The organism is Streptomyces sp. NPDC101132, assembly GCF_044759225.1.
GTDB lineage: Bacteria > Actinomycetota > Actinomycetes > Streptomycetales > Streptomycetaceae > Streptomyces.
Genome location: NZ_JBIVYX010000010.1, coordinates 326,613 through 340,635 on the forward strand (window position 1 = coordinate 326,613; position 14,023 = coordinate 340,635).

Annotated in this window: 14 protein-coding genes; 2 read left to right on the forward strand and 12 right to left on the reverse strand. The window is 75.1% G+C overall.

Annotation, left to right across the window (positions count from 1 at the left end; genetic code table 11):
* Positions 1 to 19 precede the first annotated feature (19 nt).
* From ACIQUR_RS24310 to ACIQUR_RS24345, 8 genes are all read right to left on the reverse strand, one after another.
* On the reverse strand, positions 20 to 817 hold the full coding sequence (locus tag ACIQUR_RS24310) for an ABC transporter permease (RefSeq protein ID WP_403667854.1): 798 nt from the start codon (positions 815 to 817) through the stop codon (positions 20 to 22).
* Positions 804 to 1,694, reverse strand: a complete 891-nt coding sequence (locus ACIQUR_RS24315) for a 2-aminoethylphosphonate ABC transporter permease subunit (RefSeq protein WP_403667857.1) — start codon at positions 1,692 to 1,694, stop codon at positions 804 to 806. Before ACIQUR_RS24315 ends, ACIQUR_RS24310 begins: the two co-directional genes overlap by 14 nt.
* A complete protein-coding gene (locus tag ACIQUR_RS24320; RefSeq protein WP_403667860.1) occupies positions 1,687 to 2,763 on the reverse strand; it encodes an ABC transporter ATP-binding protein in 1,077 nt (358 codons plus the stop codon). Before ACIQUR_RS24320 ends, ACIQUR_RS24315 begins: the two co-directional genes overlap by 8 nt.
* The gene (locus tag ACIQUR_RS24325) at positions 2,760 to 3,476 is read right to left on the reverse strand and encodes a phosphonatase-like hydrolase (RefSeq protein WP_403667863.1); all 717 of its coding nucleotides are present in this window, start codon (positions 3,474 to 3,476) and stop codon (positions 2,760 to 2,762) included. Before ACIQUR_RS24325 ends, ACIQUR_RS24320 begins: the two co-directional genes overlap by 4 nt.
* Positions 3,477 to 3,481: 5 nt before the next feature.
* Positions 3,482 to 4,603, reverse strand: a complete 1,122-nt coding sequence (locus ACIQUR_RS24330) for a TIGR03364 family FAD-dependent oxidoreductase (protein ID WP_403667866.1) — start codon at positions 4,601 to 4,603, stop codon at positions 3,482 to 3,484.
* Positions 4,604 to 4,741: 138 nt separating this feature from the next.
* Entirely contained in the window at positions 4,742 to 5,500 is a 759-nt protein-coding gene (locus tag ACIQUR_RS24335) for a GntR family transcriptional regulator (RefSeq protein ID WP_403667869.1), read from the reverse strand.
* Between the two features lie 108 nt (positions 5,501 to 5,608).
* Entirely contained in the window at positions 5,609 to 6,511 is a 903-nt protein-coding gene (locus ACIQUR_RS24340) for a hypothetical protein (protein WP_403667872.1), read from the reverse strand.
* A gap of 255 nt (positions 6,512 to 6,766) precedes the next feature.
* Complete coding sequence (locus tag ACIQUR_RS24345; protein ID WP_403667963.1) at positions 6,767 to 7,963, reverse strand: ROK family protein; 1,197 nt, start codon at positions 7,961 to 7,963, stop codon at positions 6,767 to 6,769.
* 76 nt (positions 7,964 to 8,039) lie between these two features.
* Between ACIQUR_RS24345 and ACIQUR_RS24350 the strand changes: the two genes are divergently transcribed.
* A complete protein-coding gene (locus tag ACIQUR_RS24350) occupies positions 8,040 to 9,125 on the forward strand; it encodes a Gfo/Idh/MocA family oxidoreductase (RefSeq protein WP_403667875.1) in 1,086 nt (361 codons plus the stop codon).
* Positions 9,126 to 9,359: 234 nt separating this feature from the next.
* On the opposite strand, the gene ACIQUR_RS24355 is transcribed toward ACIQUR_RS24350, so the two are convergent.
* The 4 genes from ACIQUR_RS24355 to ACIQUR_RS24370 form a co-directional block, all read right to left on the reverse strand.
* Positions 9,360 to 10,217: a fumarylacetoacetate hydrolase family protein gene (locus ACIQUR_RS24355; protein ID WP_403667878.1), complete on the reverse strand. Its 858-nt coding sequence runs from the start codon at positions 10,215 to 10,217 to the stop codon at positions 9,360 to 9,362.
* Between the two features lie 122 nt (positions 10,218 to 10,339).
* Positions 10,340 to 11,260: a YidC/Oxa1 family membrane protein insertase gene (locus tag ACIQUR_RS24360; protein WP_403667879.1), complete on the reverse strand. Its 921-nt coding sequence runs from the start codon at positions 11,258 to 11,260 to the stop codon at positions 10,340 to 10,342.
* A 185-nt stretch (positions 11,261 to 11,445) separates the two neighbouring features.
* Positions 11,446 to 11,772: a DUF6412 domain-containing protein gene (locus ACIQUR_RS24365; RefSeq protein ID WP_403667882.1), complete on the reverse strand. Its 327-nt coding sequence runs from the start codon at positions 11,770 to 11,772 to the stop codon at positions 11,446 to 11,448.
* Positions 11,773 to 11,955: 183 nt separating this feature from the next.
* Positions 11,956 to 12,690, reverse strand: a complete 735-nt coding sequence (locus ACIQUR_RS24370; RefSeq protein WP_403667965.1) for a class E sortase — start codon at positions 12,688 to 12,690, stop codon at positions 11,956 to 11,958.
* 262 nt (positions 12,691 to 12,952) lie between these two features.
* Here ACIQUR_RS24370 and ACIQUR_RS24375 point away from each other — a divergent pair, with 262 nt between their 5' ends.
* Positions 12,953 to 13,951, forward strand: a complete 999-nt coding sequence (locus ACIQUR_RS24375) for a tetratricopeptide repeat protein (RefSeq protein WP_403667885.1) — start codon at positions 12,953 to 12,955, stop codon at positions 13,949 to 13,951.
* Positions 13,952 to 14,023 lie beyond the last annotated feature (72 nt).

Below are 14,023 nucleotides of genomic sequence, written 5' to 3' on the forward strand. Positions count from 1 at the left end.
GTACGGGGAGTCGGGCGGTTCAGCGGTACGAGGCCCGGGTGCGGACGCGGGAGACGGCCAGCAGGACCAGCAGGGTGGTGGCCATCAGGACCACGGCGACGGCCGATCCGCCGAAGAGCGAACCGCGGTCGGTGGCGGTGAAGATGCGGACGGGCAGCGGCACCCAGTCCGGCGGGTAGAGCATCATCGTGGCGCTCAGCTCGCCCATGGAGAGGGCGAAGCAGAGGCCGGCGGCGGCGTTCAGGGAGGGCAGCAGCAGCGGGAGCCTGACCCGCCACAGCACGTACGCGGGCCGGGCGCCCAGACTGGCCGCCGCCTGCTCGTACGCCGGGTCGAGGCGGCGTATCGCGGCGGAGACGGACTGGTGCGCGAAGGCCGTGACCAGGACGGTGTGGGCCAGCACCACGATGGTGCCGGTGCCGTTGAGGAGCAGCGGGGGCCGGCTGAAGGCCACGAGCACGGCGAGGCCGACGACCACCGAGGGCACCGCGACCGGCAGCACGAACAGCGCGTCGAGCAGCCGCCGCCCCCGCCGTCCCAGCGCGTCGGCGGCCAGGGCCGCCCAGGTGCCGACGGTCAGCGCCAGCAGGCTCGCGACCACGGCGGTGACCAGGCTGGTGACGAGGGCCTGGAGGGATTCGCCGCGGACCGCCGAGGCGTAGTGCTCGGTGGTGGGTCCCGAGGGGAGGGCGCCGGACCAGTGGGTGGCGAACGAGGCGGCCACCACCACGAGCAGCGGCAGCGCGAAGAGCGGCAGGAAGAGGACGCCGAAGACGGCCCAGGAGGCCCGGCGGCCGGCCTTGCTATGCACCAGCACGCTTGCTCACCACCCGGTAGAGGCCGTAGAGGCCGACGGAGATCGCGATGTTGACGACGGCGACCACACAGGCGGCGGTGTAGTCGGATTCGAGGATGGCCTTGCCGTAGACGAGCATCGGGAGCGTGGTGACGCCCTTGGCGCCGGTGAAGAGCACGATGCCGAACTCGTTGAGGCACATGACCAGGACGAGGCTGCCGCCGGCGGCGAGCGCGGGCAGGGACTCGGGCAGGATCACCCGGCGCACCACGCGGGCGGGCCGGGCGCCGAGGCTGGAGGCGACCTCCAGCTGGGCGGTGTCGATCTGGGAGAAGGCGGCGAGCAGGGGGCGCATCACGAAGGGCGTGAAGTACGTGATCTCCGCGAGGAGCACGCCCCAGGGCGTGGTCAGGAACCGGAACGGGCCCTCCGCGGCCCCGGTGAGGCCGGTCCACATCCCGTTGGCCATCCCGACCGTCCCGTAGACGAACAGCAGGGCGAGGGTGATGAGGAAGGACGGGAAGGACAGGAAGACGTCGACGAACCTGGCGACCGCCCGGCCTCCCGGGAACGGCACGAAGGCGATGACCAGCGCGAGCGTGAAGCCCAGCACCAGGCATCCGGCGGTCGCCCCGACCGCCAGGGTCACGGTGGTGCCCAGCGCCTCGCGGAAGGCCGGCGAGCCGAGCACCCGCCCGTACGTGCTGAACGGGCCCCCCGTCTCCGGGGTCAGGGACTGCTGGACGACCAGGCCCAGCGGGTAGAGGAAGACCAGCCCGAGCACGGCCACGGGCGGTACGGCCCAGACCCAGCGCGGCAGGGCCCGGGCCGCGGCGGTCCGTACCGGCCGTGCCGCGCGTACCGCACGCGCCGCCCGCCCGGTCGAGGTGTCAGCCATCCGACGCCCTCCCCCCGCCACCGCCGGGAGGACCCCCGGCCGCGAGCAGCACCCCGTCCTCCGGCGCGAAGTGCAGGGTGACCTCGTCGCCGAGGGCCGGGGTCGCCCGGAGCTCCGGGACGTCGGCCTTCACACGGTGGCCGGACACGTCGACGTACAGCCGGTGGCCGGAGCCGCGCCACTGCACCTCGGCGATCCGGCCGCGCAGCGCGTTGCGGCCCTCCCCCAGGGCGAGCAGGTGGGGGCGTACGCAGAGGGTGGCCTGCGCACCGGGCGCGGCGCGGGCGGTGTCCAGGACGAACTCCTGCTCCCCGAAGCGGACTCCGTCCTCGGTGACCCGGACCGGCAGCAGGTTGGCGTTGCCCACGAAGGAGGCCGTGAACTCGGTGCGGGGGCGCCGGTACAGCTCCTGGGGGGTGCCGCAGTCCTGGAGGCGGGCCCGGTCCATCACCGCGATGCGGTCGGCCAGGGTGAGGGCCTCGACCTGGTCGTGGGTGACGTACAGGATCGACACGTCGGGCAGTTCGCGGTGCAGCCGGGACAGTTCGGCGAGCATCCCGGAGCGCAGCTGGGCGTCGAGCGCGGAGAGCGGCTCGTCGAGGAGCAGGACGCCGGGGCGGATCGCGAGGGCCCGGGCGATGGCGACGCGCTGCTGCTGGCCGCCCGACAGTTCGCGCGGGTGGCGGCGGGCGTACGCGGCCATGCCGGTCAGCTCCAGCACCTCGGCGACCCGGGCCGCGATGCCGGCCTTGGGCACCTTCCGGGCGCGCAGTCCGAAGGCGACGTTCTCGTCGACCCGCAGGTGCGGGAAGAGGGCGTACTGCTGGACGACCATGCCGATGCCGCGGCGGTGCGGCGGGAGGCCGGTGACGTCCCGGCCGCCGATCAGGACCCGGCCGGAGACCGGGCGCACGAAGCCGGCGACGGCCCGCAGCGCGGTGGTCTTGCCGGAGCCGGAGGGGCCGAGGAGGGCCATCACCTCGCCGGGCTCGACGGTGAGGTCGAGGGAGTCCAGGACGGTGGTGCCGTGGTAGGCGACCGAGACCGACTCGAAGCGGATGCCGGTCACGACGACTCCCGCGCCAGCAGGCCGGGCAGCCGGGCCACCGAGGCCAGGACGTGGGTGGCGCCGTTGCGCTCCAGCTCCGCGCGGCCGTGGGCCCCGGTGAGCACGCCGGCGACGGTGCCGGCCCCGGCGCGGACGCCGCTGAGCATGTCGTACGCCGTGTCGCCGGCCACCACGACCTCGTGTACGCCGGCCACCGCGCCGGTGCGCAGGAAGGCGGTCAGCACCATGTCCGGGTACGGGCGCCCGCGGCCGCCGGCGTCGGCCGGGCAGAGGGTGAGGTCGGCCAGGTCCCGCCAGCCGAGGGCGTCGAGGATGGCGTCCTGGGTGACCCGGGCGAAGCCGGTGGTCAGGACGACGGTGTGGCCCTGGGCGCGGAGTTCCCCGATGGCCTCGCGGGCGCCGGGGAGGGGCTCGACCAGGCCGCCGTCGACGAGTTCCGCGTACGCCTCCTCGAAGGCGGAGTTGGCGCGCCGGGCGAGCTCCTCCGTGCCGAAGAGGCGGCGGAAGACGGAGATCTTCGACTCGCCCATGGTGTCGCGGACGTACTGGAGCTTCGCCGCGTGCTCGGGGGTGCCGGGCTCGACGCCGAGGCGGGCGGCGGCCCGCTCGAAGGCGCGCTCGACGAGGCCGCCGTCGGCGACGGTGGTGCCGGCCATGTCGAGGACGACGAGGCGGCGGGGGGCCGTGGTGTTCGTGGGGGTGTCGTTGCTCATGGTGCTTACCAGCCCAGTTCGTTCGCGGTGGCTTCTGCGATGGCGGGTGAGCAGGTCATGCCCCGGCCGCCGGGGCCGGTGACCAGCCAGACGCCGTCGCGGACCTGCTGGCGGTGGACGACACGGGTGGTGTCGGTGCACTGCGCGTACACGCCGGCCCAGCGCCGGCGGATGCGCGGCAGCGGGCGGCCGAGGAAGGCCTCGACGACCTCGGTGAGGTGCTCGTAGGGCTCCTCGACGGTGTCGAAGGCGAAGGGGTGCTCGTACTCGTGGGTGTCGCCGATGGTCAGGCCGCCGTCCCGGCGCTGGACCATGAGCAGCTGCATCCTGTGCGCGGCGGCGGTCGCGGTCTGCGCCTGCCCCGCGTTGAGCGCGTCGAGGGCCGGGCCCCGGTAGGCGGGGTAGTAGCGGAAGCTGTCGGCGTCCGCGACGGAGGTGGTCAGGGGCTCGCCGAGCGGGTCGGTCTGCATCATCTGGAGGCGGACCCGGCGTACGGGGAGGTCCGGGACCAGCTCGCGGACCAGGCCGGACAGCCACGCACCGGTGCACAGGACGACGGCGTCGCCGGTGTGGGTGTCCCCGTGGTCGTCGCGTACGGCGTGCCCGCCGACGACCTCGCGGACCTCGCGGCCGGGGAGGAAGGTGTAGCGCCCGGTGGCCAGGAGCGCCCGGCGGAGGGCGAGTTGGGCGGTACGCGGCTCGACGGCCGCGTCCCGCTCGCACCAGAGGGCGGCGGTGTGGGCGCCGCGCAGGGCGGGGTTGATCTCCCTGGCCTCGGCCGCGGTCAGCAGTTCGTAGCCGCGGGCGGCGGCGTCCGGGCGGGCCAGGGCGGCCCGGGCGACGGCGAGTTCGCGCTCGTTGCGCACGAGGGTCAGCGAACCGTTGGGCCGGAAGCCGAGGTCCGGGACCTCCGCCCCGATGCCCTCCCACAGTTCCCTGGCGCGCAGGGCGGTCTCCAGTTCGGCGCCGCCCGCGCGGCCGCTGACCCAGATCTGGCCGAAGTTGCGCAGCGAGGCGCCGCGGGCCTCGGCCTCGCGCTCGATCTGGACGACCTCGTGGCCGCGCTCGATGGCTTGCCAGGCGTGCATGGTGCCGACCACGCCGCCTCCGACGACTATGACTCTCACGCCGGAAACGGTCGTGGCGGGGCGTGGCCCGGCGGCGGACGGTCGGCAACCGGATGGTGAACAACCCCCCAAGCTTGGACTAGACCCGTTACCTCACCGTGATCCGACGTGGGGTCAGGGTGGGGCGTTCCGGGCGACTCAGCCGGGGCTGAGATGGGTGGTGAAGCTGAACCGGTCGCCGCGGTAGAGCGAGCGCACCCGCTCCAGGGGCCGCCCGTCCTGGTCCCGGGAGAAGCGGTGGATCAAGAGCATCGGGAGGGCCGGCGGGGTGCCGATGAGCAGCGCCTCGCGCGGGGTGGCGAGGACCGTCTCCAGCTTCTCGTCGGCGTCGCCGAAGGAGATCCCGAGCCGCTCGCGGAGGTATCCGTAGAAGGACGAGTCGGGGTCGAACTCGGCCTCCAGGCGCGGGACTCGGGCCACCCTGATGTACGTGGACTCCAGGCCCACCCGTTCGTCGTCGGCCAGCAGCACCCGCTCCAGGTGCCACACCGGCTCGCCGGCCTCGGCGCCGATGCCGGGGGCCAGCGCGGGAGGACAGGGCAGGGTGTCGAGGCCGATGAGCGTACGGCCGGGGCGGCGGCCCTGGCGGCGTACGCCCTCGGTGTAACTGGCGAGGGAGAGGGGCTGTTCCAGCTTGGGTCCGGCGACGACCGTGCCGCGCCCGTGGCGGCGCAGCCGGCCCTCCAGCAGCAGCTCCCGCAGGGCCTGGCGCACCGTCTCGCGGGCCACCTCGTAGCGCAGGGCGAGATCCCGCTCGGTGGGCAGCAGCCCGCCCTCGCCGAGCTCGTCGACCAGCTCCGCGATCCGGGCCTTGACGGCGTAGTACTTGGGGACGCGGCCGTGCTCGGGGATGCCGGAGCGTACGGGCTCGCCGGGGGTGTGCTGGGTCGGTTCCACAGGCCGACCCTACGGCGGGGCGACGACCGGACGGCCGGGGGGCCGGGGGGGCCGGGGGGGAGCCTGGGGGGCGGGACGGTTCCGGTGGGGCGGGAGGACCCGGCCCGCTCAGCGGCGGCGCAGCCGGCGGGCCGCGACCAGGAGCCCGGTGCCGGACGCGGCGAGCACGGCGGCGGCACCGGCGAGCGCGGCGTCCCGCCCGCCCGTACCGGGTCCGGTGCTGGCGAGGGAGCCCGCGGCCCCGGACTCCACGTGCTCCTCCGGCCCCTCCACGGTGAAGCGGTAGCCGCCGCTCTCCCCCACCCAGTCGCCGTCGTCGGCCTTCCGCTGCACGAGGGCGGCGTCCGCGACGACCTCTCCGGGCGGGGCGTCCTCGGTGAAGCCGAGGTGCACGGTGACGGTGACGCTGCCGCCGGGCGGGAGGGTGAAGCCCGGGAACCCGTCGCCGCCGCCGTCGAAGACGGCGATGACCTCGTCCTCGTCGCTCTGCTCCAGCGTCACCGCGTGGACGCGGCCGGTGCCCCGGTCGGTGAAGTCCATCAGCAGGTGCCGGGCCTTCAGCGCACGGGCGCGGTCGGTGAACACCACCACCGGGTGCACGGCCTCACAGGTCGTGCGGGTGGTGTTGGTCAGGTCGAGGTACCAGGTCTGCGCGCCGCCGCCGCTGCGGTACACCGAGGGGCCGCCGCGGATCCGGGCCCCGATGGGGAACTCGGCACTCTTGCCGTCCCCGCACTTGGGCTGGATCCGCGAGGGCAGCGCGGGGGCGGGCTTGGCCCCACCACCCGTCCCGACGTCGCGCGGGGCACCGACGGGAGCATCGACCGCGGGAGCCGGCCGGGGCACCGCCGGCGCGGAGGGGGCGTCCGGCACCAGCCCGGGGGCGGCGGCGAGCCGCACCGCCACCAGGGCCGGGGACGTGAGGGCCGGCACCGCGGCGGCGCACGCGGCGGGGGCCATGGCGGTCACGGCGAGGGCGGCGGACAGGACCAGGGCGTTCCGCGTTCGCATGGGCACCTTCGCTGATCGCCGGACGATGGTCTGACCAGGTGACAATCACCCGGTCCTACCCGGCACCCTGCCACGCCCCGCACCCATCCCCGCACCCCCACACGCCACCCCGCTGCCGGTACGGAGCAATTACCCCCGGATGGGCCAGCGGGGCCGTGGCGCCGCTGGCGGTGCCCGGCCGGGGGCTGGGGGGTGAGAGGCGCGGGGCGCGGGGTGGTCGGAAGCGCGGGGCGCTGGGTGGTGCGGGCCGCTCCCTTAAACCCCCACCCCGAACACCCTCCCCAGCACCAGTTCCGCCGCGCCCAGCGCCACCGCGTCCCCGGCCGCCACCGCGACCGGTACCTCGTACGCACCCAGCGCCCGTTCCCGCAGCACCTCCGCAACCCCCCGCGCGAAGACGTCCGGCGCCCCCGCCACCACCCGGCCCCCCAGCAGCACCCGGTCCACGTCGAGCAGGGCCACCAGATTGGCCGCCGCCGCACCCAGCACCGCCGCGGCCCCCGGCAGGTCCCCCCGCGCCACCGCGTCCAGGCACAGCACCTCGGCGCACCCCCGCGCCCCGCACCCGCACTCGGGCCCGTCCAGCAGCAGGACCTGGTGGCCGAACTCCCCCGCGCCCGTGCGCGGCCCGCGGTGCAGGGTGCCGTCCAGCACGAGGCCGGCGCCCAGGCCCGTACCCACGTGCAGGTACGCGAAGGAACCCGCACCCCCGCCCCCCGCACCGCCCGCACCCAGCGCGCCCGCGTTCGTGTCCTTGTCCAGCACCACCGGGAGCTCCGGGCCGAGCGCCCTCGCGAGGGCGGCCCGCAGATCGACGCCCTCCCACTCGGGGAACCCGGTCACCCGGCCCAGCACGCCCGTGCCGTGGTCCAGCGGTCCCGGCGCGGCGACCCCCACCCCGAGCACCCCCGGGCCCGTGGCCAGCGCGGCCACCTCGCGCGCGACGGCCGGCACCACCGCGGCCGCACCCGCGCCGAAGTCCAGCGGCCCGCCGCGTTCCTCGGCCACCCGCCCCGCGAGGTCCACGCGGAGCACCCGGAACTCGTCACGGTCGAGCCGGACCCCCAGCGCGCAGCCCGCCTCCGGCACCAGCCGCAGCAGGGTGCGGGGCTTGCCGCCGGTCGGCTCCCGGCGTCCGGCCCCGGCCACCAGCCGCTCTTCCCGCAGCCTGGCGGTGATCTTGCTGACGGCCTGCGGGGTGAGGCCCGTACGGGCGGCCAGCTCCAGCCGGTCCACCCCCGCCTCGCCCGCCTCGCGGAGCAGTGCCAGGACGAGCGCGTCGTTGTGGCCGCGCAGGACCGGCAGGTTGACGCCGGCCCGCACGACGGCACCCCGGTGCGGCCCGGCACCCGGCCCGGCACCCGGCCCGGCACCCGGCCGGGCGCCGCTACCACGGTCAGCACCCCCGGCACCCGCCCGCCCCTCACCGGCCCCGCCCTGATTCCCCTGCATCACCTGACTCACCTGACTCACCAGGCCATTGTCGCCGCTCCTTGCACTTTGGCAACAGCGTTGCTTAAGTAGATCCATGACGTCCACGACAACGCCCACCCCCCTCCGCGTCGCCGTCATCGGCTACGGCCTGGCCGGTTCCGTCTTCCACGCCCCGCTCGTCGCCGCCACGGACGGGCTGGTCCTCGACACCGTCGTCACCGGCAATCCGGAGCGCCAGGCGCAGGCCCGCGCCGAGTTCCCCGGCGTGCGGATCGCCGAGACCCCCGAAGCGCTGTTCGACGACCCCGGTGCCCTCGACCTGGTCGTCATCGCCTCCCCCAACAAGACCCACGTCCCGCTGGCCACGGCCGCGCTCCGGGCCGGGCTCCCCGTCGTCGTCGACAAGCCGGTCGCCGGGACCGCGGCGGAGGCGCGGGAGCTGGCAGCCCTCGCCGACGAGCGCGGGCTGCTGCTGTCCGTGTTCCAGAACCGCCGCTGGGACAACGACTTCCTCACCCTCCGCGGCCTGCTGGAGCGCGGCGAGCTGGGCGAGGTGCAGCGGTTCGAGTCGCGCTTCGAGCGCTGGCGTCCGCAGCTCAAGGGCGGCTGGCGCGAGTCCGGCGCGCCCGAGGAGATCGGCGGGCTGCTCTACGACCTGGGCAGCCACGTGGTGGACCAGGCCCTGGTGCTCTTCGGCCCCGCGGTACGGGTCTACGCCGAGGCCGACGTACGCCGCCCCGGCGCCGAGACCGACGACGACACCTTCATCGCGCTCACCCACGCGTCCGGTGTCCGCTCACACCTCTACGTGAGCGCGACCACGGCGCAGCTCGGACCCCGCTTCCGGGTGCTCGGGGCGGGTGCGGGATACGTGAAGTACGGCCTCGACCCGCAGGAGGCGGCGCTGCGGGAGGGCAAGCGCCCGGCCGCCGGCGTGCCCTGGGGCGTGGAGGCCGAGGGCCTGTGGGGCCGGCTGGGGTCGGGCGAGTCTCCGCTGACCGGCGGCGGCACGCCCGTACCGACGGAGCCCGGCGACTACCCGGCGTACTACGCGGCCGTCGCGGCAGCCCTGCGGGGCGCCGGGCCGAACCCGGTCACCGCACACGAGGCCGCCGCGGCGCTCGACGTACTGGAGGCCGCGCGCCGCTCGGCGGCCGAGGGCGTCACGGTCGCCCTCTGACCCGCCGGCGGGAAGCCGGGCGCCGACCGGCCGCGGGGCCGCCGGCCCCGGCTTCCGGGGCATCCCGGCCCCGGGCGTCTCGGCATCGGGCTTCCGGGCTTCCGGGCTTCCGGCATCGACCGTCCCGGCCTCCGGCGTCCCGACATGCGGGTATCCCGGCACCGATCGTCCTCCAGCCGTTCGGCCGTCCAGCCGTTCGGCCGTCCGGCCGTCCGACCAGCCCGGCAACCCCGCTCAGGCGTTCTTGAGCTCCTGCCGCTGACGCCCCAGGCCGTCGATCTCCAGCTCCACCACGTCGCCGGCCCGCAGGTACGGCTTCGGCTCGGGCTGGCCCATCGCCACGCCCGCCGGGGTGCCGGTGACGATGACGTCGCCGGGGTGCAGGGTCATGAACTGGCTGAGGTACCGGACCACCTCGCCCACCGGGAAGATCTGGTTGGCCGTGGTGCCGTCCTGCTTCTGCTCGCCGTTGACCCAGAGGCGGACGCCCAGGTTCTGCGGGTCGCCGACCTCGTCGGCCGTGACCAGCCAGGGGCCGAGGGGCGTGAACGTCTCGCAGTTCTTGCCCTTGTCCCAGGTGCCCCCGCGCTCGATCTGGAACTCGCGCTCCGAGATGTCGTGGGCCAGGACGTAACCGCCGACGTGCGCCAGCGCCTCCTCGGCGGAGTCGAGGTAGCGGGCGGTGCTGCCGATGACGACGCCCAGCTCGGCCTCCCAGTCCGTTTTGACGCTGCCGCGCGGTACGAGCACGGTGTCGTCCGGGCCGACCACGGTGTCCGGCGCCTTGAGGAACATGATCGGCTCCTCGGGTATCGCGGCGCCGATCTCCTCCGCGTGGTCGTGGTAGTTCAGCCCGATGCCCACGATCTTGCCGATGCGGCCCACGGGGGCGCCGGTGCGCAGCCCCTCCGCGTCGAGGGCCGGGAGCTCGCCCGCGGCGGCCGCTTCCCGGACCCGGGACAGCACGGAGTCGTCGGAGAGCAGGGCTCCGTCGATGTCCGTGACGAGGCCGGACAGGTCCCGGAGGGTCCCGTCCTGGTCCAGCAGCGCGGGGCGCTCAGCCCCCACCGGGCCGACTCGCAGCAGCTTCATGGGCATTCTCCCGTGGTCGTGGGTGGTCGACCCGTGGACATGCCCCGGGCCGGACGATGGGTTGCGGCCATCGGAGGATTGGCTGATCCTCCAAGAAGTCAGCCCAATCCGCAAGACCCCGTTCACAGACTGGAACGCGACTCCGTCCCGGTGGTACGGGCCGCCGCCTCCCAGCGCCACTGGAGCCAGGCGCGCTCCGCCGCCGTCCAGGCGGTGGTGGTGAGCAGGTAGAGCCCTGCGGCCAGCGGCACCACGGCCGCGGTGACCACGGTCCCGAAGGCCAGCAGCGGCATCCACCGCGCGGCCTTCCGCAGGGCCTCACCCCCGGGCAGTTCCCCCGCCCCGGCAGAGCCGGCCGCCGCCCCGGCACCGGCACCGGCCCGGCCACCGCCCTTGGAACCGGCCCGGCCACCAGCACCCGCACCAGTCCCCTCACCGGTCCCGGCCGGGCCGCCGCCCCGCTTCCCGGACCCGCCGCCGAGGCCCAGCTCCGGCACGGCCGCGGCGAGTCCGCCGGTCCGCCGGGCCCGCAGCACCGTCCACGTGGCCACGGCGGCGATGGCGGCGAAAAGCCCCAGGAAGACCAGGCCCTGCGCCCCGATCAGGCCGCCCTCCCCCAGCGCGTCCGCCCACCGCGAGCCGAGCGGCGCCGCGAACAGCCGGTGGTCCAGCAGCGCGTTCACCTCTCCCCCGATCCGGTCGGAGGAGAAGACCCGGTACATCACGAAGAAGACCGGCAGCTGCACGAAGATCGGCAGCAGCCCCGCGAACGGGGACACCTTCGCCTCCGTGTGCAGCGCGAGCACCGCCTTGCGCAGCCGGTCGGCGTCCTTCGGCGCCGGGTGGCGGCGCCGGAGCTCGGCCACCTGCGGCGCCAGTGCCGCCCGGGCCTGCTGCGACCGGAAGGCCGAGCGGTTGAGCGGGTACAGCGCCACCCGCACGAGCAGGGTGAAGACCACGATCGCCGCGGCGGTGGCGGCGGTCGCGAAGACCGGGTCGAGCAACCCGGCGAGAGAGGTGACAAGGGTCGAGAAGACGGACATACGGGCCCTCCGAAGGGTCTCGTCCTGCGTTCCGGCATGGGATGTCGGCGCGACGAGCCACGGGGGCGCGGTGCTGGAGAAGGAAGGGATGGGGATTCCGGACGACGAATCCGGATCAAGATCCCGGGACCCGACGGGAAAGGAAGCGGAACCCCTTCTCCCGGTTCAGGTCTGTGAACGCGCCCCTACGCAGCCGTCAGGGCAGGACGGCCCGGGGCCCTGGGCCGGGAGCGGCCGGCCGCGTCGGGATCGCGCTGCGGCAGGAAGGCCGTGCGCTGCTCCCTGTCCCGTATCGCGGTGCGTATTCGGGTGGGCGGCACGGTGAGGACGACACCCGCGGCCAGGACCGCACAGGTCATGGCGGTGGCGACGGCGGCCGTGGCGGCCAGTGCGACGGCGGTGCCGAGCGAGCCGTCTCCCGCGAACGCCCCCAGGAGCCCCAGCAGACCGCCGAGCCCGAACAGACCGAGGAGCCCGAACAACGCTCCGCGCTCACCGCCGCGTGCCCTCATGTCCCCTCCCCTGCCGGCCTCGTCCGACCCCGTCACCCTCCAAGACCGCAGAACCGCCGATCCGGTTGCCCGCCCCCGCCGACGAAATCGAGAACCCGGAGAACAGCGGACCCGAGAAGCCGGAGGACCCCCGAATCCGAGGAAACCGGAAAACCGGGAACCAAGAAGCCGGAGAAGGCACACCTACCGCGCCACCGAGGACCTCAGCACCCCCCACACCACCAGCCGGTACTTCGAGGTGAACTCCGGCGTGCAGGTGGTCAGCGTGATGTACGAGCCGGGCGCGGAGTAGCCGTAGGAGGGCCGGACCAGGCTGCGCGGCACGGGAGCGATCACCCCGCCGTCCCGCGCCGAGGTCTGGTCGAGCCGCTTGTCGACCACGTACGTGTACCGCCGGCCGCGCACGTCGACGACCAGCAGGTCGCCGGCCCGCAGCCGGTTGACGTAACGGAACGGCTCCCCATGGGTGTTGCGGTGCCCGGCCAGCGCGAAGTTGCCCGGCTGCCCCGGCCGGGCCGTGCCGGCGTAGTGCCCGACGTATCCCCGGTCCAGCACCGCCCGCCTGCCGACGCCCTGCGCGACCGGCGCCACCACCCCGAGGCGCGGGATGCGCAGCACGGCGTACGGCTCCTCCCCGCGCGGCGGTTCGACACGCCCCCGCCCCCCGCCGCCCGGCACCTGCGCCCGGGCCGGAGGCGGGGCCCCCGGCTCCACGACCGGCTCGGCACCGCCCGGCTCCACCGGCACCGCTCCGCCGGGCGACTCGGCGGGCCCGGCGGCCCAGCTGCTCTCCAGGGCCCGTACCTGGCTCCGGGCCTCGGCCAGCGCCTCCCGGTTGGTCCACCACAGCTGGTGCACCACCAGCAACAGCAGCACCAGCCCGCAGGTGACGGCCAGTTCGGCCCCGGCCCACAGCAGCCGGCCTGCCCCCGCACGCCGGAGCGAGGACCACCGCGGCCCGGACCACCAGGACCCGCCGCCGGACCCGCCCGCCCCGCCCGACCCACCCCACCCGAAGGATCCACGGGGGCCGCGCAGCGTCACGTACCGCGTACGCCGCCCCTGTACGACGACCGGAACCCGCTCCCGCACCGGCTCCCCCTTCCGCCGGGCCGCACCCTAGAACCTCCCGCGCCAACTGACCAGCGGCAGAACGGCCTGCCGCAGTACGGTGTTGACCATGCGCCCCGATACGCCTGACGAGCACGTCGCCGAAGCCGATCGCCTGCTGCGCACGGCCTCCCGCTACCCCGAGGACCAGGAGCCGCTCATCCTCCAGGCCGCGGCCCATCTCGAACTCGCCGACGAACGCGAGCGGGCGAGCGCCCTGTACGACCGCCTCCTCGCCGCCACCCCCGCGAACCCGCACCTGATCAAGGCACTCCAGGCCGCCAACCTGTGGGAGTACGGCCACGAGGCGGAGGCCCGCGCGCTGATCGCCGGCATCCGCGCGGCCGCCCCCCAGGACCCCGCGCCGTGGGAGGTCATCGCCGAAGCCCTGGAGGCCCACGACGAGCTCGCGGAGTCGCACGCCGCGTTCACCGAGGCGGCCACCCTCCTGATCAGCGAGGACGAGCCCCTCTCGACGGCGTCCGCCGCCCTGCTCACCGGGCGCCACCGGGTACGGCGCCTCCTCGGCCTCCCGCACGACGACTGGGACATGGTCGCCGACACCCGCCACACCGGCCCGATCCCGCTGGACGAGCTCCACGACCCCAAGCGCATCTGGGCCCTGGGCTCCAACGACCCGGCCGAGCTGCGCGCGGAGATCGCCCGGCTGCGGGCGGAGCTCGGCGACCGCCGCGCGGCCCTCTCCCGCCCGTTCCCGGTGGCCGTGCTGCACTGGCCGGCGGCGGAACTGACCGAGCTCCTCACCTCGTACCCGGCCCTCCAGGCGGAATACCCGTCCCACGAGGCGCACCTGACCCAGATCGAGGCCTCCCTCCGCGACCTGGCCTCCTCGGGCACCCCGAACCTCGGCATCGTCACGGGCAGCGTCCCCTCGTACGAAGCCTTCGCGGCCTCCGAGAAGACCTCCCCGTCCTCCCCGTCCCTCCTGGCCGAATACGCCACCACCCTGGCAGCCCGGGGCAAGGCCACCCCCTGGCCCCCCGCCCCGAGCTCCCCCTGCTGGTGCGCCTCAACCCGCCCCTACACCACCTGCCACGGCGCCCCATAGCGCGAAAAGCCGCACCCAGTGCTTTCGGGCGGTCCGGCTAAGCCAGACGTACCTCCCCCTTGCTCCGGCGGT

Bases quoted from the DNA above. Each gene is read 5' to 3' on its own strand.
- ACIQUR_RS24315 (WP_403667857.1), bottom strand. From the start codon at position 1,694: ATGGCTGACACCTCGACCGGGCGGGCGGCGCGTGCGGTACGCGCGGCA.
- ACIQUR_RS24325 (WP_403667863.1), bottom strand. From the start codon at position 3,476: ATGAGCAACGACACCCCCACGAACACCACGGCCCCCCGCCGCCTCGTC.
- ACIQUR_RS24340 (WP_403667872.1), bottom strand. From the start codon at position 6,511: ATGCGAACGCGGAACGCCCTGGTCCTGTCCGCCGCCCTCGCCGTGACC.
- ACIQUR_RS24345 (WP_403667963.1), bottom strand. From the start codon at position 7,963: ATGCAGGGGAATCAGGGCGGGGCCGGTGAGGGGCGGGCGGGTGCCGGG.
- ACIQUR_RS24350 (WP_403667875.1), top strand. From the start codon at position 8,040: ATGACGTCCACGACAACGCCCACCCCCCTCCGCGTCGCCGTCATCGGC.
- ACIQUR_RS24355 (WP_403667878.1), bottom strand. From the start codon at position 10,217: ATGAAGCTGCTGCGAGTCGGCCCGGTGGGGGCTGAGCGCCCCGCGCTG.
- ACIQUR_RS24360 (WP_403667879.1), bottom strand. From the start codon at position 11,260: ATGTCCGTCTTCTCGACCCTTGTCACCTCTCTCGCCGGGTTGCTCGAC.
- ACIQUR_RS24365 (WP_403667882.1), bottom strand. From the start codon at position 11,772: ATGAGGGCACGCGGCGGTGAGCGCGGAGCGTTGTTCGGGCTCCTCGGT.
- ACIQUR_RS24375 (WP_403667885.1), top strand. From the start codon at position 12,953: ATGCGCCCCGATACGCCTGACGAGCACGTCGCCGAAGCCGATCGCCTG.